The organism is Sporosalibacterium faouarense (assembly GCF_016765695.1).
Taxonomy (GTDB): domain Bacteria; phylum Bacillota; class Clostridia; order Tissierellales; family VENL01; genus Sporosalibacterium; species Sporosalibacterium faouarense.
Map to the genome: position 1 here is coordinate 140,016 of NZ_JAETGO010000034.1, position 22,147 is coordinate 162,162.

23 protein-coding genes and 1 pseudogene are annotated in these 22,147 nt (G+C 32.1%); all 24 read left to right on the forward strand.

Annotation, left to right across the window (positions count from 1 at the left end):
• Window positions 1-26 precede the first annotated feature (26 nt).
• Window positions 27-80, forward strand: a pseudogene (locus JMO20_RS20805) (hypothetical protein); the annotation flags it as partial.
• A 138-nt stretch (window positions 81-218) separates the two neighbouring features.
• Window positions 219-2,324, forward strand: coding sequence for a heavy metal translocating P-type ATPase (locus tag JMO20_RS05475; RefSeq protein WP_243414637.1), 2,106 nt, complete (start codon window positions 219-221; stop codon window positions 2,322-2,324).
• Between the two features lie 81 nt (window positions 2,325-2,405).
• Window positions 2,406-2,642: an SHOCT domain-containing protein gene (locus JMO20_RS05480; RefSeq protein WP_202708524.1), complete on the forward strand. Its 237-nt coding sequence runs from the start codon at window positions 2,406-2,408 to the stop codon at window positions 2,640-2,642.
• Between the two features lie 127 nt (window positions 2,643-2,769).
• The gene (gene lspA / locus JMO20_RS05485; RefSeq protein WP_202708525.1) at window positions 2,770-3,222 is read left to right on the forward strand and encodes a signal peptidase II; all 453 of its coding nucleotides are present in this window, start codon (window positions 2,770-2,772) and stop codon (window positions 3,220-3,222) included.
• A gap of 153 nt (window positions 3,223-3,375) precedes the next feature.
• Window positions 3,376-4,326, forward strand: coding sequence for an endolytic transglycosylase MltG (mltG, locus tag JMO20_RS05490; protein ID WP_341533988.1), 951 nt, complete (start codon window positions 3,376-3,378; stop codon window positions 4,324-4,326).
• A gap of 221 nt (window positions 4,327-4,547) precedes the next feature.
• Window positions 4,548-4,811: a helix-turn-helix domain-containing protein gene (locus JMO20_RS05495; RefSeq protein ID WP_202708526.1), complete on the forward strand. Its 264-nt coding sequence runs from the start codon at window positions 4,548-4,550 to the stop codon at window positions 4,809-4,811.
• A 19-nt stretch (window positions 4,812-4,830) separates the two neighbouring features.
• Window positions 4,831-7,203: a heavy metal translocating P-type ATPase gene (locus JMO20_RS05500; RefSeq protein ID WP_202708527.1), complete on the forward strand. Its 2,373-nt coding sequence runs from the start codon at window positions 4,831-4,833 to the stop codon at window positions 7,201-7,203.
• A 160-nt stretch (window positions 7,204-7,363) separates the two neighbouring features.
• Window positions 7,364-8,191 (forward strand): DegV family protein, encoded by an 828-nt coding sequence (locus JMO20_RS05505; RefSeq protein WP_202708528.1) that lies wholly within the window; start codon window positions 7,364-7,366, stop codon window positions 8,189-8,191.
• A 401-nt stretch (window positions 8,192-8,592) separates the two neighbouring features.
• Entirely contained in the window at window positions 8,593-9,237 is a 645-nt protein-coding gene (locus JMO20_RS05510; protein WP_202708529.1) for a class I SAM-dependent methyltransferase, read from the forward strand.
• A gap of 203 nt (window positions 9,238-9,440) precedes the next feature.
• Window positions 9,441-10,160, forward strand: coding sequence for a cytochrome c biogenesis CcdA family protein (locus tag JMO20_RS05515; RefSeq protein ID WP_202708530.1), 720 nt, complete (start codon window positions 9,441-9,443; stop codon window positions 10,158-10,160).
• 113 nt (window positions 10,161-10,273) lie between these two features.
• Window positions 10,274-10,897, forward strand: a complete 624-nt coding sequence (locus tag JMO20_RS05520; protein ID WP_341533989.1) for a DDE-type integrase/transposase/recombinase — start codon at window positions 10,274-10,276, stop codon at window positions 10,895-10,897.
• Window positions 10,898-11,052: 155 nt separating this feature from the next.
• Window positions 11,053-11,514, forward strand: a complete 462-nt coding sequence (locus JMO20_RS05525; protein ID WP_341533990.1) for an IS3 family transposase — start codon at window positions 11,053-11,055, stop codon at window positions 11,512-11,514.
• 846 nt (window positions 11,515-12,360) lie between these two features.
• Window positions 12,361-13,089: an RNA polymerase sigma-I factor gene (gene sigI / locus JMO20_RS05530; protein WP_202708532.1), complete on the forward strand. Its 729-nt coding sequence runs from the start codon at window positions 12,361-12,363 to the stop codon at window positions 13,087-13,089.
• A complete protein-coding gene (locus JMO20_RS05535) occupies window positions 13,086-14,150 on the forward strand; it encodes an anti-sigma factor domain-containing protein (RefSeq protein WP_202708533.1) in 1,065 nt (354 codons plus the stop codon). The genes sigI and JMO20_RS05535 overlap by 4 nt, the downstream gene beginning before the upstream one ends.
• Window positions 14,151-15,157: 1,007 nt before the next feature.
• Window positions 15,158-15,511: an ArsR/SmtB family transcription factor gene (locus JMO20_RS05540; protein ID WP_202708534.1), complete on the forward strand. Its 354-nt coding sequence runs from the start codon at window positions 15,158-15,160 to the stop codon at window positions 15,509-15,511.
• Window position 15,512: 1 nt separating this feature from the next.
• Window positions 15,513-16,925, forward strand: coding sequence for a mercury(II) reductase (merA, locus tag JMO20_RS05545; RefSeq protein WP_202708535.1), 1,413 nt, complete (start codon window positions 15,513-15,515; stop codon window positions 16,923-16,925).
• Between the two features lie 20 nt (window positions 16,926-16,945).
• A complete protein-coding gene (locus tag JMO20_RS05550; RefSeq protein ID WP_202708536.1) occupies window positions 16,946-17,467 on the forward strand; it encodes a Csac_0668 family 2Fe-2S cluster-binding (seleno)protein in 522 nt (173 codons plus the stop codon).
• A gap of 321 nt (window positions 17,468-17,788) precedes the next feature.
• Window positions 17,789-17,938 carry a hypothetical protein gene (locus JMO20_RS20285; RefSeq protein WP_202708537.1) on the forward strand — a complete coding sequence of 50 codons (150 nt, stop codon included), beginning with the start codon at window positions 17,789-17,791 and terminating at the stop codon, window positions 17,936-17,938.
• Window positions 17,939-18,270: 332 nt separating this feature from the next.
• Window positions 18,271-19,242, forward strand: a complete 972-nt coding sequence (locus JMO20_RS05560; RefSeq protein ID WP_202708538.1) for an ABC transporter ATP-binding protein — start codon at window positions 18,271-18,273, stop codon at window positions 19,240-19,242.
• Window positions 19,229-20,038 (forward strand): ABC transporter permease, encoded by an 810-nt coding sequence (locus JMO20_RS05565; RefSeq protein ID WP_207753443.1) that lies wholly within the window; start codon window positions 19,229-19,231, stop codon window positions 20,036-20,038. The genes JMO20_RS05560 and JMO20_RS05565 overlap by 14 nt, the downstream gene beginning before the upstream one ends.
• An 84-nt stretch (window positions 20,039-20,122) precedes the next feature.
• On the forward strand, window positions 20,123-20,545 hold the full coding sequence (locus JMO20_RS05570) for a MerR family transcriptional regulator (protein ID WP_202708539.1): 423 nt from the start codon (window positions 20,123-20,125) through the stop codon (window positions 20,543-20,545).
• Window positions 20,538-20,807: a thioredoxin family protein gene (locus tag JMO20_RS05575; RefSeq protein WP_202708540.1), complete on the forward strand. Its 270-nt coding sequence runs from the start codon at window positions 20,538-20,540 to the stop codon at window positions 20,805-20,807. Before JMO20_RS05570 ends, JMO20_RS05575 begins: the two co-directional genes overlap by 8 nt.
• Window positions 20,808-20,956: 149 nt before the next feature.
• Window positions 20,957-21,178: a hypothetical protein gene (locus tag JMO20_RS19965; protein ID WP_481133359.1), complete on the forward strand. Its 222-nt coding sequence runs from the start codon at window positions 20,957-20,959 to the stop codon at window positions 21,176-21,178.
• 267 nt (window positions 21,179-21,445) lie between these two features.
• A complete protein-coding gene (locus JMO20_RS05585) occupies window positions 21,446-22,135 on the forward strand; it encodes a hypothetical protein (RefSeq protein ID WP_202708541.1) in 690 nt (229 codons plus the stop codon).
• Window positions 22,136-22,147: the final 12 nt, after the last annotated feature.

Below are 22,147 nucleotides of genomic sequence, written 5' to 3' on the forward strand. Positions count from 1 at the left end.
ACTGTGCTTCTAGGATAGAAGCAGACATAAATAAGTTAGAGAGTGTAAAATCAGCTTCTTTTAACTTTGTTACAGAGACATTTTCTATAGAAGTTGATGATGAAGATAAGATAGATTCTATAGTAGCCACAACGAGAGACATTGTTAATAAATATGAACCCCATGTAGTAGTAAAGGAGAAAATAATAGATAAGGAAGGTAAGAAAGTCTTAGTATTAATGGGTCTTTCCTGTGCCAGTTGCTCTACAAAAATAGAGGATAAAGTTAAAGGCTTAAAGGGAGTTAATAATGCCTATGTTGATTTTGCTAACGGCAAGTTGGTTATTGAAGGAAATAAAAGAGAGCTAGATAGGATAACTAAAGAAGCCACGGAAATAATTAAAAAGATTGAGCCAGATGTAGATGTTGTAGTAGAAGATAATAATGACAGTAAAAATACTAGTAAATCTTCACAGGAAAACAGTCATGGAATAAGTGATAATAAAAAAGAATTAATAAGACTATTGGTTGGAGCAGGATTCTTTGGAGCTGCAATGATTTCAAATTTTTCATTTTGGACTGAATTTACATTGTTCTTTATAAGTTATGTTCTAGTTGGTGGAGAAGTAGTACTTAAAGCCTTTAGGAATATACTAAGAGGTCAGGTCTTTGATGAAAACTTCCTTATGACAATAGCTACTGTAGGTGCATTTATTGTAGGAGAATTTGCCGAAGGTGTAGCAGTTATGCTCTTTTATCAAGCGGGAGAGTTCATGCAGGATCTGGCAGTCAATCGTTCTAGAAGATCTATAGCTGAGCTTATGGATATAAGGCCAGACTACGCTAATCTTAAAGTGGGAGAAGATACAAAGAAAGTATCGCCAGAGGAAGTAGAAATAGGGGACTTAATCATAGTAAAACCAGGAGAAAAGGTGCCACTAGATGGAGAAGTGGTTGAAGGAAGTTCTATGCTAGATACCTCAGCATTAACGGGAGAATCAGTTCCAAGGGAAGTAGAAGCAGGTAATGAGGTCTTAGGTGGATTTATAAATAAAAATGGATTATTGACGGTAAAGGTTTCTAAGGAATTTGGGGAATCAACTGTAGCTAAAATACTTGATTTGGTACAAAATGCAAGCAGTAAAAAAGCACCTACAGAAAACTTCATTACAAAGTTTGCCAGATACTATACACCAGTTGTTGTGTTTGGAGCTTTAGCATTAGCGATAGTTCCTCCTTTGGTAATAGAGGGAGCAACCTTCTCTGAGTGGATATATAGAGCATTGGTATTCTTAGTAATATCTTGCCCCTGCGCCCTTGTTGTATCTATTCCTCTTGGATTCTTTGGAGGAATTGGAGGAGCATCTAAAAACGGTATTTTAGTTAAGGGTGGAAACTATCTTGAAGCTCTTAATAGTGTTGAGACAGTAGTTATGGACAAAACAGGAACTTTAACAAAAGGCGTATTCAAAGTAACTAAAATAAGTACTATAAATGATTTTTCAATGGATAAATTAATTAAATATGCAGCATATACTGAAAGCTATTCTAACCACCCAATAGCTACTTCAATATTAAAAGCATATGGAGATGAGATAGATAAAAAGGAAATTTCAAATTACAACGAAATCTCAGGTCATGGAATTAAAGCTACCGTTAAAGGGAAAGAAGTACTAGCTGGTAATGTTAAGCTAATGAAAAAAGAAAATATTAAATATAATGAAGTAGATGAAGCGGGAACTGTTGTTCATATAGCTATAGATAGACAGTATGTTGGTTATATATTAATTTCCGATGAGATTAAAGAAGATTCAAAGAATGCAATAATAGGACTTAAAGAAGTAGGAGTAAAACAGATTGTTATGCTTACTGGAGATAATAGTAGAGTAGCTAACAAGGTAGCACAAGAGCTAGGATTAGATAAAGTATATGCAGAGCTTTTACCCCAGCATAAAGTGGAAAAGGTTGAAATGCTTGAAAGGGAGAAAACAAAAAAATGTAAGCTTATATTTGTGGGGGATGGAATAAATGATGCACCTGTACTAGCTAGGGCAGATATTGGAGTTGCAATGGGAGGACTCGGCTCAGATGCAGCAATTGAAGCAGCGGATGTAGTTATAATGACTGATGAGCCATCAAAAATTGTAAGTGCAATCAAGATAGCTAAGAGAACTAGAAAAATAGTGTGGCAGAATATTATATTCTCACTGGGAGTTAAGGGGATATTTCTTATATTAGGAGCTCTTGGTTATGCAACAATGTGGGAGGCAGTATTTGCTGATGTTGGAGTAACAATAATAGCTGTTCTTAATGCAATGAGGGTTATGAATGTGAAAAAACTATAAAAATATCATAATAAAGCTGTTGATACAGTAACCAACAGCTTTATTATTGAAATCAATATAAAGTAAAGGAGATAAGAAAGCATGTGCTATTATGGTTTAGGATTTGGTTCTAGTAGCTGGTTGTGGGGAGTTATGGGACTTATAAAAATACTAGTTGTTGTTGCAGTTATCATATGGTTAGTGAAATTAGCAACTAAAAATAATTATAAATTTAATAATTTTTCAAACAATGCTACACATATATTACATGAAAGATATGTTAATGGAGAGATTGACGAAGAAGAGTACCTTCATAAAAAGAAAATATTAAAAAGCTAAAGATATTATAGGAGATTTTATTAACATATGTTTATACATTTTTAAGATAAAATGAAAAATACTTAAAATCAATCCTGTACGAAATATGAGTAAACACAAAAAAATAACATAAACTTGAGGTGAATAAATGATATATATAATAATACCAATATTATTAGTGGCAATTGACCAAACATCAAAGTACTTGGCTGTCAATTATCTAAAATCCATTGGAAGTATTGAGTTAATAGAGGGCGTATTTAACGTAACCTATGCAATTAATACAGGGGCTGCCTTTAGTATTTTATCGGGGAAACAAGTATTTCTGATTTTAGTTACCACAGCAGTAACTGGATTCCTAATGTATTACTTATTTAAAGCAATAAAGGAAAATAAATCGAGAATTTTAAAGTTGTCGTTGTCTTTAATTATAGGGGGTGCACTAGGGAATCTTATAGATAGGATAAGATTAAACTATGTAATTGATTATTTTGATTTCACTTTAATTAATTATCCTATATTTAACGTAGCTGATGTTTTTGTTGTGTGTGGCACAATATTATTAGCATATGGGATTTTATTTAGAAAAGATATAATTTAAACTATATAGATTTTAAGTATTACTCCTTTGTTTAAAAGATTTAGAAAAGTAAAATACATTTAAAAATAATCAATCGGAATGGGTGAAGTAGATGAAGAAATGAGTAACCATAGGCATTATAATATTTAGTTTTTCATATTTATTGCAATTACAATTTATAATAATTTAACTGTTACAGTTAACACTCAAGAAAGTTCACTATATATAGTGGCTGGCTCAGGATTAAAAGAAATTTCAAGCCAGTTAGAAGATAAGAAAATTATAAGTTCAGCAGAATACTTTATTTTATATACTAAACTTAAAGGCCAAGAAAATAAAATACAAGCGGGTAAATTTAAAATACCTCCTAATATAAACTTAGATACGCTCTTAAAGAAGCTACAAGATCCAGAGCAAGAATATATAAAGATTACAATACCAGAAGGATATACTGTATATCAAATAGCAGAGATATTAGAAAAGAATAATCTAATAAATAAAGAAAAATTTTTAGAAATAGCTACAAAAGGCATATCTGATTTTGATATAGATATCGATTCAGATAATATCCTTTACAAACTAGAAGGATATCTGTTTCCTGATACCTATTATATACCAAATGGATTTAAAGAAAAGGAAATTATAGATGTGATATTAAAGAGATTTGATGAAGTATTTACAGATAAAAATAGAGAGCGAGCCAAAGAACTTGGACTGAGCATTAATAAAATTTTAACTATAGCATCTTTAATAGAAAAAGAGGCAGCAAATGATAGCGAGAGAAAAACTATTGCTGGTGTAATATATAATAGATTAGAAAATAATATGCTACTACAAATAGATGCATCTGTTATTTATGGAATAACAAAAGGAGAAGGTCATATAAGTAGGCTTTTATATAAAGATCTGGAATCTAATTCTGTATATAATACTTATAAGTATAAAGGTCTTCCCCCAGGACCTATTGCTTCATCGGGTATATCTTCCATAGAAGCAGCCTTATATCCAGAGGAACATGGGTATTTTTACTATGTATTCGATAATAACAAGCATGTATTTAGTAAAACCTATAAAGAACATTTGAAGAATGTAGCAAGTATAAGAAATAAACAGAATAAGAATTGAGACTGTTTCAAAGAAATGTTTCGTTTCTTTGTATCCCTTAGTCTATTTTCTGTCAACTAAAGGGTACTGATTTTATTCATTAGGGAGGATAAGTATTTTTTACCAGAAGTGGTAAAGTCGTTTCTAGTTTTGAAAATAGAAAAAAAGGTTGACTTTCAAAGAGGGAGAGTTATAATCAAATATATGAATATGTATTCATATATTTGATGGTTGTGCAACGTATGAATTATAATTATATACAAAGTGCTTTAACTACGGGTATAATTCATCTTAAAAATATCTCTGATCATGAATTGCTCCACTTACTTGAAATGAACCAAGATGAGGTAATTGAGGAGTTAGAAGTATTAGCAAAACTAAGAGTTGTAGAGTATAGGAAAGAGGGTGATATGGTTTGTTATTCTTTAGCCAATAATCATATACAACATATTTTAGTAGAAGGGTTTCTACATGTAAGTCAAAACAATAAAAGAGTAGAGGATTAGTCTACGAGGGGGTATAAAAATGAGCAAATTAAATCGTAAAGAATTAATTCTAGAAGGTTTAGATTGTGCTAATTGTGCAATGAAGATTGAGTCAAAGGTAAATGAGCTTAATGGTGTAAATAAAGCAACAGTAAATTTTTCAACTCAAATTCTTACAATTGAAGCAGATGAATCATATATGGACCAAATTGTTTCAGAAGCTAAAAGTATAGTTAAGAAACTTGAACCACATGTAATTGTTAAAGAAAAAGTATCCAATAAAAGAAAAAAGAAGATTTTAACTCTTAAAGGGCTTTCATGCTCAAGTTGTGCTACTAAGATAGAGGATAAAGTTAATGCCATTAAGGGTGTGGATAAGGCCTTTATAGATTTTGCCTCAAGCAAATTAATCATAGAGGTATATGACAGAACAATTTTAAATAGTATCGTAGATGAAGTTACAACAATAGTGAAAAAGCTAGAGCCTGATGTAGATGTGATAGAAGAAAAGAAAAAGGGTTCAAATATGGAAAAAACTGAAGAAGAACAGGATATAAGGGAAAAATGGTACAATAGACAATCCACGAGGCTGATTATTTCAGCCGTATTATTCGGAATAGCTACTCTATCTGATTTATCTAATAACATAGAGATAGGTTTATATGCAATCAGTTACTTGCTTGCTGGGGGTGAAGTTCTTTTAAAGGCTGGTAGAAATATAATAAGAGGGCAGGTTTTTGATGAAAACTTTTTGGTAGGTATAGCAACGATTGGTGCATTTGGAATTAATGAAGCACCAGAGGGTGTAGCAGTTATGTTATTCTTCCAGGTTGGAGAATATCTCCAAGGTAAAGCAGTAGATCGTTCTAGAAAATCAATTGCTTCATTGATGGATATACGACCTGACTTTGCAAATCTTAAAATTGGAGAAGACATACAGAGAGTATCACCAGATGAAGTGGAAATTGGAGATATCATTATAGTAAAACCCGGAGAAAAGGTTCCACTAGATGGTAAGATTATAGAAGGAAAATCAATGGTTGATACTTCCGCATTAACTGGAGAGTCTGTACCAAGAAAAGTTGATGTAGGAGATGAGGTTTTAGGTGGATTTATTAATACCAATGGATTATTAACAGTAGAAGTTACAAAGGAATTTGGCGAATCCACAGTATCTAAAATACTAGACCTTGTTCAGAATGCAAGCAGCAAAAAGGCTCCAACGGAAAACTTTATAACAAAGTTTGCAAGGTACTATACACCAGTAGTTGTATTTGCTGCTTTAGCATTGGCGATAATTCCTCCACTAGTAATTGAAGGAGCAACTTTCTCAGAATGGATATATAGAGCATTGGTATTTCTTGTAATATCCTGTCCATGTGCATTGGTAGTATCAATACCCCTTGGCTTCTTTGGAGGAATCGGAGGAGCATCAAAGAGTGGTGTATTAGTGAAGGGGAGTAATTATCTAGAAGCTTTAAATAATGTAGATACAGTAGTCTTCGATAAGACTGGTACTTTGACTAAGGGTGTATTTAAGGTTACAGAGATTGTAAACAAAGGTGATATGGATAAAGCACAGCTTTTAGAATACACAGCATATGCAGAAAGCTTTTCAAACCATCCCATTGCATTATCAATACTAAAGGAATACGGGAAGGAAGTAAACCAGAATGAGGTAGCTGACTATGAAGAAATATCAGGACATGGAATAAAGGTTAAGGTAAAAGGAAATGAGGTATTAGCAGGTAACAAAAAGCTAATGAATAAGGAAAATATAGAGTATTCAAATGTAGAAACCTTTGGAACGGTTGTTCATGTTGCCATAGATAAAAAATATCGGGGATATATTGTAATATCCGATGAAATAAAGGAAGATTCAGCACATGCAATAAAGGAACTAAAGAATATTGGAGTAAGAAAAACTGTTATGCTTACTGGTGACAATAAGGTTGTTGGAGATAAGGTAGGAAAACAACTAGGATTGGATCAAGTACATGCAGAATTACTTCCACATCAAAAGGTTGAGAAGGTAGAGGAATTAGATAAAGAAAAAGCTCCAAAAGGAAAATTGATCTTTGTCGGAGACGGTATAAACGATGCTCCAGTACTAGCAAGGGCAGATGTTGGTGTAGCCATGGGTGGATTAGGCTCAGATGCAGCAATTGAGGCTGCTGATGTCGTTATCATGACAGATGAACCCTCAAAGCTTGTAAGCGGTATAAAGATAGCTAAAAGAACCAGAAAGATAGTATGGCAGAATATAATCTTTGCACTGGGAGTGAAAGCAATATTTTTAGCATTAGGAGCTGTTGGAATTGCAACACTTTGGGAAGCGGTATTTGCTGATGTTGGTGTAACTGTTCTTGCGGTTATAAATGCAATGAGAGTAATGAAAATCAAGAATATATAACACCTGCATGTAAGCTAAAGAGTGAACTATAGATAAGATATTAGGGTTATACTAGCTGTGATTTTTCATCAAGCAAGTATAACCTTATATTGCAACAACTTTAAATTAAAATTCGAGAAAAAAGGGTTATACTATATTTTACAAACGAGGAGGAGATAGCATGATTCAGTTAGTAACAGACAGCTCAGCTGATTTGCCTAAGGAGTTGCTTGATAAATATAATATTTCTGTAGTCCCTTTAACTATAAACATTGATGGAAAGGAATACTTGGAGGGTGTAGACCTAATGCCTCAAGAATTTTATGAGAAGATGTGTAATGGCAAAGAGCTACCTAAGACCTCACAGCCTTCACCAGCAGCCTTTGCAGATTTCTTTAAGACTTTATCAGGCAAAGGGCCTATACTCTGCCTAACTATATCTTCAGGTCTAAGTGGTACCTATCAATCCGCCTGCGTTGGAAGAGATATGTCAGGTCAAGATGTGACAGTTTTTGATACCTTGGCAGGTTCATTAGGACATGGACTACAGCTGATAGAGGCCAGAAAGCTTGCTATTCAGGGGCTTCCAATTGATAAAATCGTTGAATTCCTTGATGAGCTCAGAAAACGTTCAAATATATTAATTCTACTTGATACCCTTGAAAACATTGTTAAGGGTGGACGCCTGAGCAAGTTTCAGGGTTCAATTGCTAAAATCCTTGATATAAAGGTTTTGCTTGAAGGGATTGAAGGAAAGGTTGAGATAATCGAGAAAATACGAGGCAAGAGAAGGTTTTTGATGAGGACTATTGATATAATTGGAGAAAGGAAAAGGGATTTTTCAGATACCGTGTTTGGAATCACTCATATAAATAACCTTAAGGATGCTGAGATCCTAAGGGATGAGATTATAAAGAGATACAAACCAAAGGATATTATAATAAATTATATGGGTGCAACAATGGGAACCTATGCAGGAAAGGGAGGCATTATTGTATCCTTTTATTAGAATATTTTATAACACTGTTATATAACTACTATAAACCTTTTATCAATTATATTCCCCAAAACCGATGGGTGCAGAATGATCGGAAAATGAAACACTTTCCATATAATACCCACGGGAAATAAGTAGCAATATATACCTGCAGTCAAGTATAGTTTCTTAACGAACTTATTTCACCCTTATGAGTTAAGTCTTTAAGTTTAGTGAAGAATAGAGATCTATCCTTCTCTAGCCTTTACAAGTCGGAAGGAGTGTATTGTTATAGATAAGCTTGAAGTTTTAAAAGACGAGCTAAGTAGTGCAATAGACAAAGGAAATATAGATGAAGTATTAATAATAAGTAAAAAGCTAGATTTAGTGATAAGCAATATTATAGAAAAATATTAAATAGGAGATTTATTGTAATGAGTGAAAAAATAGTACATGCTTTAAAATTTAAAATTCTTGATGGCATATATGACCATGTAGTAAGAATTACCTGTAGAGATAACACTATTAAAAACTCCTTAATAAGTATTGCACAAATTAAAGGTGCCTGTAAAGTTTTAGACGTAGGTTGTGGTACAGGGACCTTATTGTTAAAAATTAAGGGCAGATATGAAAATTGTGATATTGTTGGAGTAGATGCAGATAAGAGGATTTTAGAAATTGCAAAATTGAAAGCAGATAAAAAAAATATAAATATACGTCTATTTGATGCATATGCACAAGAATTACCATTTGATGAAAATACATTTGGTGTCGTTGTATCGAGCCTTTTATTTCACCATCTTAACAATGAGGATAAAACAAAGGCATTTAAAGAAATTCATAGGATATTAAAAAAAGATGGAAAACTAATTCTAGCTGATTGGGATAAGCCTCAAAATCCTCTATTGAAGTTTGGATTTTTTATGTTAAGGTTATTGGATGGCTTTAATAATACTGAACTTCATTTAAAGGGTGAACTAATCAAGCTTATTAAACAAGAAGGTTTTAAAAATGTAATAGTTGATAAAAAGATAAATACAGTATTTGGTACAATCTCAATATGGAGTGCTCAAAAATAATTGATAGAGAAATATTTGTATGTGGAAATGCCTACTGAATAGGAAATGTCATGGAATGACGGCTTTTTGAATAGAAATTATCATATTCATATAAATCACAAAAGAATCTAATTATATTAAGACTAGAGCAGCATATTCATATAGAAAATTTCGGAATTTTATTTAGCATTCTCAAATATGAATAATATTGGGGGTGCTAATAAATGGAATGGATAGTAGATTTTCTTAAACAATTATCAAATATAGATTTTTCAATAGCTGTGTTTATCAGTTTCTTTGCTGGATTATTGACTGGGTTTGATCTTTGTAGAGTTGGTATGGCATCCAGCGTACTGGTATTTCAAAATAAATCTAAAAAAAAAGTTATATTCTCAACTTCATTAGTAATAATGATTTCTTTTATTATTACATTTACTATTCTAGGAATAATAAGTATTTTCCTCGGGGAGCAGATTATAGAATGGTTCAAAGAATATGAAAACATGTTTAACAATTTTTTAGCAATTATATTTGCATCAATGGGCTTATATATGCTTGGTTTAAGGCTATATCATATTCTTAAATTATTACCTTTTACGATTGTTTATTTTAGTTTTAAACAAAAGAAAAGAAAACAAAGACAATTAAACCATCCTATAACAAAGGCTTTTTCATTAGGGACATTATTTGCTTTTACGGCTATACCATGTACAACACCTATGTTTTTAGCAATGATAACCTATTTTATAGTTAAGCAATCTATCTTTCAAAGTGTTGTTTTGCTTTTTATATTTGGAGTAGGCCATAGCCTTCCTTTTCTTGTTATAGGATGGCTGGCTGGAATATTAGAAAATACGAGATGGATGGCTCGATGGCATCAAATATTAAATAGAATAATCGGTCTTATATTGATTTTTATTGGTATATATTTTGTTTTCGAGTAAAATTTTTATATTGAAAATAGCTTTGTGTGTCCTTAATATTTAACTAAAGTAGCAATGGTATTTATAGAAAACCTGTTTTATCCCACTTATCCCGATATCGGGATAAAACAGATATTACATGGTTAAATACTTACACTCGAGGAATTTACCTTAAGCTGTATATGATTATAGATATTTATAGTAGAAAAATTGTTGGCTGGGAAGTATGGTCAGAAGAAACTGGAGAGTTAGCTTCACAGCTTGTTGAAAGAGCTATCTTATCTGAAAAAATCAAAGGGAAACCATTAGTACTGCATTCTGACAATGGAGCCCCTATGAAATCTTATACACTAAAAGAAAGGCTTGAGGTCCTTGGAGTATTATCTTCTTATTCAAGACCAAGAGTAAGTAATGATAATCCCTATTTAGAAGCTGGATTTAGAACTCTAAAATATAGACCAGGATATCCTGGAGATGGATTTAAAACTATTGAAGGTGCAAGAAAGTGGGTTTATGCATTTGTTGAGTGGTACAACAATAAACACTATCATAGTGGAATAAATTTTTTGACACCGAATAGCAGACACAATGGAGAAGATAAAGAAATAATGAGAAAAAGAAAAAAGCTCTATGAATCAGCACGTAGACTTCATCCCCAAAGATTTAATAAAGGAATAAGAAAGTGGGAAGTACCTAAAGCGGTAGCTTTAAATCCAACAGATGAAGTCAAAGAGACTCTTGAAAATGATGTAATATAATTTTTTGAGAAATAGATGTTTTTAAGGGTGCTCTTTTTGAAAAATATATGGTAAAATATTCAAGTTTTATATTTCTCAGAAATCGAACATAACAACAATATTAAATTTTATGCGACAACTCGCTTGACAAACACCGATATCGGGATAAGTGGGATATCACTTATGTGTGGACACTGGATGGATTCGTTTATCTTACAACAGTAATGGATCTGTTTTCTCGCAAGATAGTAGGATGGAATGTTTCGGATTCACTTTCCAGCGAGAGCGTGCTTGTAGCTGTAAACAAAGCAAAGTCTTCAAGAGATTCAGATACCCCTATACTCATTCACAGCGACCGAGGAGTGCAGTATGTCTCCAAAGCATATATAGATGCTACTCCGGCAGGCAAATTCATCAGAAGCTATTCCAAAAAGGCTACGCCTTGGGACAATGCTGTAATCGAGTCATTTCATGCTCTGATAAAAAGAGAGTATCTGAACAGATTCGTCATAAAGAATATCAATCATGCACGGAGGCTTATTTTCGAATATATTGAAGCTTTCTACAATACAACAAGGATTCATAGTCATTGCAAGATGGCTTCGCCATATGATTATGAAAAAAGGTATGCAAGTTGATTGATTCAAGAATATATTAAATTTATGTTGTCCGTTTTATTGACATAAGACCATACCTTAGCCGAGGCTAACATTAATTAATGCTCAATTCCATATTATGATTTTTGTAAAAAAAGTTGCTTGTCCACATTCAATTATTTATCTACTGTACATTTTAGTATCCTCTTTGTAACAGTAACCGTCAAGAAATTCTTATCTAGAATACATCAAGAGTCTCAGCTAAAATAACAAATAGTAAAACTTAAGGAGGTATCGGTTATGAATAGTGAAGCACCAGCTGTAGACTGGGATGATATTTTAAATAAAATTTCTTCTTATAAAGGAACTATTAAAACCCCTTGTAAAGCGAGTAATATTAGTGTTCATCAATTATAACCACATACATTAGTAAATCCAGTTAATACTGGATTTGTTAATTCCAAAAGCTATGATTTCAAGTGTATTTGCACTTGATAATAAGGTGGAAGCTCAGGTTTAGCAACAGGATCAAATCTTCATTTTGAAATAAGAAAAAACGGAAAAATAATCAGCAGATATTTAATAATACTTACAATGGAATATAAATAATATAAATAGAATACAAAGCAAATAGGGTGAAATAATCTATATAGAATATTTTATATACTATTAATAGAGCTCTAAACAGAGGTCTATTTCGTTGATGGCTTTGCTTAGAAAAAATAATTAAAGTAAATATTTCCAAAGTAGTTATAGGTGTATTTGAGAATATTAATTATAGCGTTATTAATGAATATTCAATGCTAATAAAAATAATTTTATAAAGACCCACCTAAAATTAGAGAAATATACGAATATATTAATAGGAGCATGATCAGGAGTGGTAACATGGAAGAAAAAAATTCAGTAGATATATTAATTGATAAAGCAAAAACTGACTTCCTGGCTCGAGAGAAGATATTTCATGAGTATCGACCCGAAATTAAGTCTATAGCTTCAAGTATTTGTAAGCGTAATCTTAGTTGGGATAATGATGATGAATTAAGCATTAGTCTTATTGCTTTTAATGAGGCAATTGATACTTATGATAAATCAAAAGGAATGAAGTTTATTAGTTATGCCAGAATGTTAATTCATAATAGATTAGTTGATTACTTTCGTAGTGAATTGAGATTCCAACATTCATCCTTAAATGTAGTGGGTGAAGAACATCAGGTTAATGAATATGAAAAGAGGCAGGCATTTGATGAGCATAGAAAAAAACAAGAGAATGAAAGTTTAAGCGAAACTATGGAGATATTTGACTCAAGTCTTTTGGATTATGGTATCTCATTAGATGACTTAGTAAAAATATCACCAAAGCATAGAGATACTAGGCACATGCTTATGAAAGTAGCTCAATCCATAGTAAATGAACGAATCTTATTATCAAAATTAAAACAAAGTAAGAGGCTACCTATTAAAGAATTAAAAATATATACAGGACTTAGTCGCAGGACATTAGAAAGAGGAAGAAAATACATTATTGCATTAGCCTTGATATTAAGTGACGACAACTATTCAGAGATAAAGAATTTCATTAACTTTCCAAATGCAGAAGGTGGTGAAAAACTATGAAAACATCAAAAGGAAAAATTTTAAAAATAGATAATAAACATGTAGTGGCAATAACTAAGGATGGGGAGTTTATTCGAACACCTCTTCCAAAACATAAGGTAATGGTTGGAGATGTAATAGAAATTCCTAATAAAAAGTTCATTAATTATAGAAGCTTTACACCATATGCAGCTATAGCTGCCATGCTTATTATCGCTATAAGTTTAGGATTATTTAACTTCTCTATGACGCCTACAGCCTATGCTTCTGTAGCATTAGATATGACAAATAGTAGTATAGAACTAACTTTAGATGAGCAAAGTAAGATCGTCAAAGCTGAAGCTAAGAGTGAACAAGGTGCAAGGATATTAAAGGACTTAAATATAGAAGGCATGGATATTTACAGTGGCGTTAACTTAGTAACAAATAAAGCTGTAAATCTAGGTTATTTTAATCCCGAAGAAAAAAATTTAGCTATAGCAACTGTAATTCCACTTCAAGATAAAAAAAATCAAACAAATATAGATTCAGAAAGGTTAATGACAACTATTCATGATGAGATGTTTAAAAATAAATATGATGGCTATGTTATTGTGAATAAAGGGAATACCGAGATTATGAAAAGGGCACATGACAAAGACCTTTCAGTAAATAAATATATGCTACAGGAAAAATCAAAGGAGCATAATATAAATCTACCAGATCAAACAATCAGAAACAAATCAACTACTGATATAATGAAAGATTACAACTTAGATATGCAAAAGATGTCTCCAGATAACTGGTGTGAAATCTATGAGAATAATTCTAGATACCCTAATAGAAATAATCAAATGAATAGATGGGATATGCAGCCTAATGCTCCTAAAAATGAACCAGATTTAGAAGAAAATCAAGAACCGCGAAATAATCCAAATAATATGCCTAATAGTCATCGAAATGACTGGATGGACAATAATAATGATCAATGGCAAAATCACCAAAATAATTGGATGGATAATAACCAATGGCAGGACCACCAAAATAATTGGATGAATAATAATCAAAATCAGCATATGAATAACATGTGGAGAAATAATTAAATAAAAAAATATTTTCTGCTCAAATATAGGGTAACTACGGTTATCCTATATTTTTTTGAACTGCATATGTACTAGATATAAATTTTTTAAAGAATATTATTTAACACCCACCTAAATTCAATATTTCATTCGAATAAGTTAATAGAAAGCAAGGTAGTGTAAAGTAACCTATGAAAAACAAAGATCAAAAAAATCTTAACAAAAAATTTAACGATTAGAAAAAATGAGTTCTGAATAGGAGTTACGCCACCCTTGACAGCATAGCAAACAATGCTCTGAATTAGATACCGACGGCGAAAGAACTCAAAAACAGATAGATATCACCGTCGTATTCACAGCATTTTAGCATTGTTCTAGCTATGCCATCAAGGGCATGTCCTTCGGATGGCTAGATTATTAACCTCGGGCTCAAGAATCTAAAAACAGATAGAATTAAGTTGAGTTATTTCTTTGCATATTTAAGATAGTCTGTTGTCCAAGAAAAATGAGGAGTTGCCACTTACCAGGCACGTTGAGAGTATAATAATGATGACGTATTGTGGTTCGGAGGGAGAAAAATAGAGGTTGACCACAACATATAGTGGTTTGAGAACAAAATTTGGGTCAAAAAACAGTGGAAAAACACCGTTTTTTGACCCTTAAAAATAGGCTGAAATATAGATGACATAGGATAATTTGAGTGATGATAGGATAGAAATAGGAAAACAAGTTTGGAAAGATGGAATAATAATCTGATGGGCTGGAGGAAACTTTATATAATGTGCATCAGTAGAAAATTATGAGTAGTTAATAGAATCTATACTGTTAGATTGTATTGTACTCATGTTCATATTATGGTAGAATAAACATATCAACATATATTGATATGTTTATTCTTATTAAGGATGAATTTTACTTTATTGCAAGAAACGATAATGATCCAAAAAATACTAGACAATTACTTGGACTATGATAATAGTTTCAGTTGGGCTAATTGTATGTCTGGGTTTATTTAGGGGGGTAAAATTATGCAAACTATTGATGAACAAATTGAAGTATATACAAAATTCTTTCATGGATTATCAAATCCTACGAGATATAGAATTATATTATCCTTATTAGATGGTCCTAAAAACGTTGGAGAATTGACAGAGGACATTGGGTGCTCCCAAAGTCTTATATCAATGCAATTGCAATGCTTAAGATGGTGTAACTATGTGAAAGCATTAAGGGATGGAAAGAATGTTTATTACTCTATTTCAGATGAAAGAGTAATAGCACTAGTTCAGCTAGGGCAATCTATAGCTGATGGAAATACAGATAAAATATGTACTTGTGAAATTTTAAAAAATGAAAAGTATATCGAAAACAAGGAGGGATAAAATGAGTGGAAATGCAAAAGACTTTGATTTAATTATTATTGGAGGTGGCTCGGCAGGGTTTGCTGCAGCAATTAAGGCTTCTCAGTTTAATAAAAAGGTTGCAGTTGTTGAAAGCGGAGTAGTTGGAGGAACATGTTTAAATGTAGGATGTGTGCCTACCAAGAACTTGTTAAGAGTAGCAGAAGTATATCATTTTGGAAAAGAGAACCCTTTTGCGGGCATCAATATGAAACAAGTAAGTTTAGATTTCAAAGAGATTATTATGCAAAAAGATAATCTGCTTGCAGAGCTAAGAAAAGAAAAATATATCGATATTTATGAAAATGACAAAAATATCACCTTACTTAAAGGCAAGGCTGAATTTATTAACCAAGATACCATCCAGGTAAATGAAAAACAATATAAGGCTTCTAAATATATAATTACAACTGGTTCTAGGTCTTCTGTTGCTAAAATTGATGGCTTAGAATGTGTAAAATACTTAACCAATATTGAAATTATGGAGTTAGATAGGTTACCTGAAAAATTAGTTATTATAGGTGGTGGCTGGATCGCTGTTGAGTTTGCTCAAATGTTTTCTATGTTTGGTTCAAAGGTTACAATTCTACAAAGAAGCGGAAGAATAGTTAAAAATGAAGAACCTGAAGTTTCTGAGTCCTTAGAAAAAGCACTAAAAAATCAGGGAATAAATATTGTAACAGATCTTTCGTTTCAAAAAGTGTATGAAGAAAATAATAGAAAATATGTAACTGTTATAAAAGAAGGGAATAAACAGACTTTTGAAGGTGACCAATTATTAATAGCTACAGGGAGAACCCCAAACTCTGATAACATGGGGCTGGAGAGAGCAGGAGTAATAGTAGATGAAAAAGGCTTTATAAAAGTTAATGAATATCTACAAACTTCAAATCCTAATGTTTATGCAGCTGGTGATGTTATAGGAAACTATATGCTTGTTACAGTAAATGCCCATGAAGGTTCAGTAGCGGGTGAAAATGCTACTCAGAACAATATAAGAAAGCCTAACTATAAAGCAGTTCCCCATGCAATATTTACTAGTCCCCAGGTGTCATCTGTAGGACTTAAGGAAACTGAAGCTATAGAGTTAGGATTTAAAGTTGATAGTAGATCTTTAGATATGGCATTAGTTCCAAAAGCAGCTACAATTAGAAATACTCAAGGATTTGTAAAGATGATTATTGATAAAGACACTAAGAAGATTTTGGGGGTTCATGCAATGGGTGAGTTAGCAGCAGAGATTATCCAAGAGGCAACTTTAGCAATACAATTTGATCTCACAAACACTGATATATCGAATACTATACACGTATACCCTACTATGTCAGAAGCAATAAAACTTGTTGCACAATCCTTTGATAAGGATATGAAAAAACTTAGCTGTTGTGCTGAATAAGTAAAGGAGGAAGATAATCAATGAAAATAAAAGAAGAATTGAATTTTGAAAGCAGATCTTGTTGTGGGGGTAAAACAGAATCTGCCAGTATGGTAGAAAAAAACACTTTATGCCCTGTGTGCAGAGAAGAAGGTAAACTTGTAAAAAACATAACTGTTAAGCATATGGTAATTGATAGGGTTAAAGAACATGTTGGAGATAATGACTATTATTTATGTATGAACGAAGCTTGCTCTGTTGTATATTATGGTCAAGAATCTGATAATAAATTTGGTAAAAAAGATGTGAAAGAACCTATTTGGTTTAAAATTGATGCTAATCCTAAATATTCATGCTACTGCAGTAAGGTTACAGAAGATCAAATTATAGATGCAGTTGTTAATAAAGATGCAAAAAATATGAAGGATATAATAGTATTAACAGGTGCAATGAAAAATGGTAAATGTGAAACTAATAATCCATTAGGTAAATGCTGTAGTCCAATTATACAAGAAGCAATAAAAAAAGGTTTAGAGATAAAAGAAAACCCTATGCAAGCATAAGGCTCATTCTTCTTATGTTGTGTTGTGAAAACACAAAAGAAAAATTGATACAAGCATTGTCCTAACCAAATGATTAGGTGTTTATATTTAATGATACATTAAGACATGATTTTGCTCTGATTATCTGCGACAGTGAAAAAATTATTTAATAGGTTGTATTTAATTAGTAGAAAATGAGCATAGTTTTTATCTTTAGAATTAAATTAAAAACGTCAACAGCACTGAGATGCAAAAATCTTGGTGCTGTTGTTTTATATAAGTAAAAAAGTAAATATAGAAACACAAAGAGGCGAAATCTTAGGTTAACTTATGTTATTCAAAATGGTGCAGGACTTAAAGGTTAAAAGGAAGAGCCAGTTTCACTACAGTATTGTCATGATTTATGCAGATGAGATTGGTACAATCCCAAAGATAGGATCCTTTGAGATGATGATGATGCTTAGTGCAGGTCGTTCAAAAAAGTATCATTAGTACCCATCATTCAATCTTTTGGACAGCTTGATAAGAACTATTGAAAAGAAGGCAGTGAAATTAAAACTGATAACTGTCAGCTTTCTATCTTTGGCGGATTTGCTTCTAACTTAGAAACTGTTCAAGTTCTATCTAAGGCATTATTACATTAAAAAAGTATTTTTTACCCCTTGACTCTGTACTTAGGTACAGGCATTATAATGATGATGATATAACTTGATTGATTAAATATTTCAAGGGCAAGATATAGTCTATTGATGTAGCCAATGGAATAGTACTATTCCATTAAAAGTGGTAATTTTAATAACTCAAAATGAAAGGAGAACAATGAAATGTCAGATGTAATTCTTAGAGTGGAAAATTTGCACAAAGTATTTCCAATATCAAAGGAACGACAAGTGAAAGCTGTGCGTGATATTAGCTTTGAAGTCCAACGAGGAGAAATTTTTGGTTTTTTAGGACCAAACGGAGCTGGTAAAAGTACAACAATTAGTATGGTGACAACTCAGTTAGAACCCACATCAGGTAAAATCTTTATTGATGAACAATCAATTTTAGAAGACCCTGCTCTAGCACGTAGAAAAATAGGCGTAGTTGCTCAACATAATAATCTGGATAGAGGATTAACTGCAAGGGAAAATCTAATATATCATGCTAAATATTTTGGGATAGATGATAAAACGGCAAATAAAAGAGCTGATGAGTACCTTGATAGATTTGGACTTACCGAACGACAAAATGATTATGTAAGAAGTTATTCAGGAGGAATGGCACAACGCTTAAAAATAGCTCGTGCTATTATGCATAACCCTGATATATTATTTTTAGATGAACCAACAACTGGTCTAGATCCTAGTTATAGATCTATATTATGGGACCAAATGCTAGCTTTAAATAAGGCTGGAACCACGATATTCCTTACAACTCATTATATGGAAGAGCCAGAGCAACTTTGCAATCGAATTGCTATTGTTGACAAAGGGGAATTAAAAGCTATAGGAAGGGTTGAAGAATTAAAAGCACTAATTCCTAGCAATAATATTATTTCGATAAAATTAGCCAATCTTGATCCAAAATTTGCTGAACAGGCTAAGACCTTACCCGAAGTAAAAAATGCTGCGATTAAAAATGGCGTACTACTTCTATATATGAAGCATAATAAGCCTGATTTCAATCAGATTTTAGAATGGGTGAATAAATTAGATTCACCTTTACAAAATATAAGCTTAAGTGCAAGTACACTTGATGATGTATTCATACATTTAACTGGAAAGGGGAGTGTAGATCATAATGAAAACAAATGAGATAAATAATAATTCGAATTGGATAGCATTTAAAGCTATGGTCAAACGTGACTTAGTAATTCAAGCAAGGGATAAATGGGAGTTTGTTTTTCGTGTAGCCATGTTACCTTTTGTATTAATTCTTCTTTACGGATATATCTTACCAAGAGTTGGAATTGTTGCACCAACTTTCCCAAATCAGATGTTTCCTGGGATGGTGGGCATGAGTATTTTGGTAACGGGAATCCATGGGACAGCAGTTCCTTTAACAATGGATTTTAATATGTCTAGAGAAATAGAGGATCGTTTACAAGCACCTGTTAATGTAAGAGTGGTGGCATTTGCCAAGATGTTTGTAGGAATTTTGGAATCATGGATTGGTGGGTTGATAGTATTACCAGTATCCCTACTATTTATGGCAAGTTCTTTAGATATAACAATAAACACTCAAAGTATTCTAATGCTTATTCCAATATTGATACTTGCTGCTATTTGCTCAGCAACTCTTGGTCTTTTGGTCGGTACAATAATAAAACCAAGCCAAATTGCAGCCATGTTCCCAGGCTTCTTAATGCCTTTGGTTTTCACAGGAGCTATATTCTTCTCTTGGAATTCATTAAGTGCAACGCCAATTATTCAAAAGCTAGTTTTAATAAATCCTTTGTTATATGTTAATGAAGCATTAAGGGCAGTTTTAACACCACAAATCACTCATATGCATTTAACATATAGTATCTCAGGAATAATCATAAGTACACTTATAATGGGTTATTTTGGAGCTAAAAGATTTGCTAACATGTCAGGTGGGAAATGGTAAATAATCATTTTAAATATAATAAAATAAAACCCTTGACTCTGTACCTAGATACAGACCTTATAATGATATTAGAAGGTGATATAAATGAAAGGTTTATCAATAGGTGAAGTTGCTAAAAAATCTAATGTGAATATTGAAACCATCAGGTATTATGAAAGACGTGGTTTAATCTCAGAACCACCTAGAAGTGAATCAGGTTATCGAATATTCCCTTTAGAAACTGTCGAGAGGATTAAATTTATCAAGCGTTCTCAAGAATTAGGATTTTCTCTCAATGAAATTGAAAAGCTTCTAACAATTACAGAAGATGAAGAGCACTTTGATTCTAAAGAAATCCTTGATTTTACTACTCAAAAAATTAGGGATATTGAATTAAAAATTCATGATCTTGAAAAAATGAAATTTGCTTTAGAAGATTTGTCTGCCCAATGTCCTGGATTAGGAAATCTTATTTGTAAATGTCCAATTGTTGAAACTTTATCGAAAGGAGGTGGAAAAAATGGCTAAGAGATTAATTGAAGTGTTTACTTCAGGTTGTTATGTGTGTGATAATACTGTAAAGCAAATTAAAGAATTAGCATGCCCTAACTGCGAAGTGGTAGTTTATGATTTAAATAAAAAGTGCGAAACAAATGAGTGCGAAGATAAAGCTAAAAAATATGGAATACAATCTGTCCCTGCTGTAGCAATCGATGGCAAACTAGTTGATTGTTGTAAAAACAAGGGAATTGATATTGAAATATTAAAGGCAGCTGGATTGGGGCAATAATTACTTTATGGACTAGGGTAATATTTATTTATCAAGTTATTAGGAAATAAAATGCTAAGATTAGTGCAACAATTTTCATTGTTGCACTAATCTTATTAAATAAACGTTGTAGTGACTCAATGGAAGCACCTTTTGAATAGAAGTAAATAATTTACCCAGCATGCAAAAAACAGGGGACGCTTGTAAAAAATATTGCAGTAAAACATATTTTACTTGATGAACTGATTGAGCAGGTTGATGACACTAATTATTTTTTATTTATGCCTGAGAAATGTGATGTTACTTATTACAATACAAATCGAATTTCAAATTTAATAAACAGCAAGTTAAAGTGCCCATATGGTTTAAGAAAGATGCTAATCAAAAAATAAGCCTATTACTGTAGTAAGGTAACTGAGGAACAAGTTATTAATGCTGTCATAAAATAATTCAGGATGCAATAGATAAGGGATTATCCATGAAATAATTTCTCTGTATTAAATCACATTATAAAGGTAGTAATGTAAAAGGATTAATATTTTTTTCTGAAAAACCATACCTAAATATAGAAACACAAAGAGGCGAAGTCTTCGATCAACTTATGATCGATAGGCTTCGCCTCTTTTTATTTCAAAATAAAGTTGAAAGGACTGAGAACAATGTCAAAATTATTTATGTATGGAACATCATTGGAAGGAATAGAACAACTGATGATGCTGGTGCCAAACTTTCAGCCAAAGAGAAGTGGAATAGTCATTAACAATTATTTTAATTGCAAAGGAGGTGTCAAAGACTGTAATTGCAATGTGGCTAATGTTAGTAATAGATGCGACACTTGTGTATATATTCATCCCAGTATCATGCTTAATGTGGATAAGGTGGAATATAAACATATAATTAGAGATTGCTTTGGGAAAATAAAAAATCATTTTTTAAAAGACAGACTAAAACTTCTTACAAGCAACTTCAAAGGAGAAATATTTTTAAATCATAATCATAAGGAAATATTCTATCATGTCCTTAATAAACAAGACATTTATATAGATGATATATCTCCAAGATACATTGCTATCCTTTTTCTCCTAACTGCTGATGAAATGCTATGGAAAATCTCAGAACATGCAGTAAAGCCAAATGGGTTTGACTTTAGCCAAATATGTCTTAAACAAATTAGTACTGAGGGCTATGCCATGTATCAAACAGCAAAAACTATATGGACAGGAAAAGAATACATTAAAATCAGTGAGATAGCTGATGAGGATTTAATTGATGAAATAGCCTTTAAAGCAATTATTAATTCAGCATTAATTACAAGGTATGGTGCAGATATATTTTTAATTACTAAATAGAATGGAGGGATT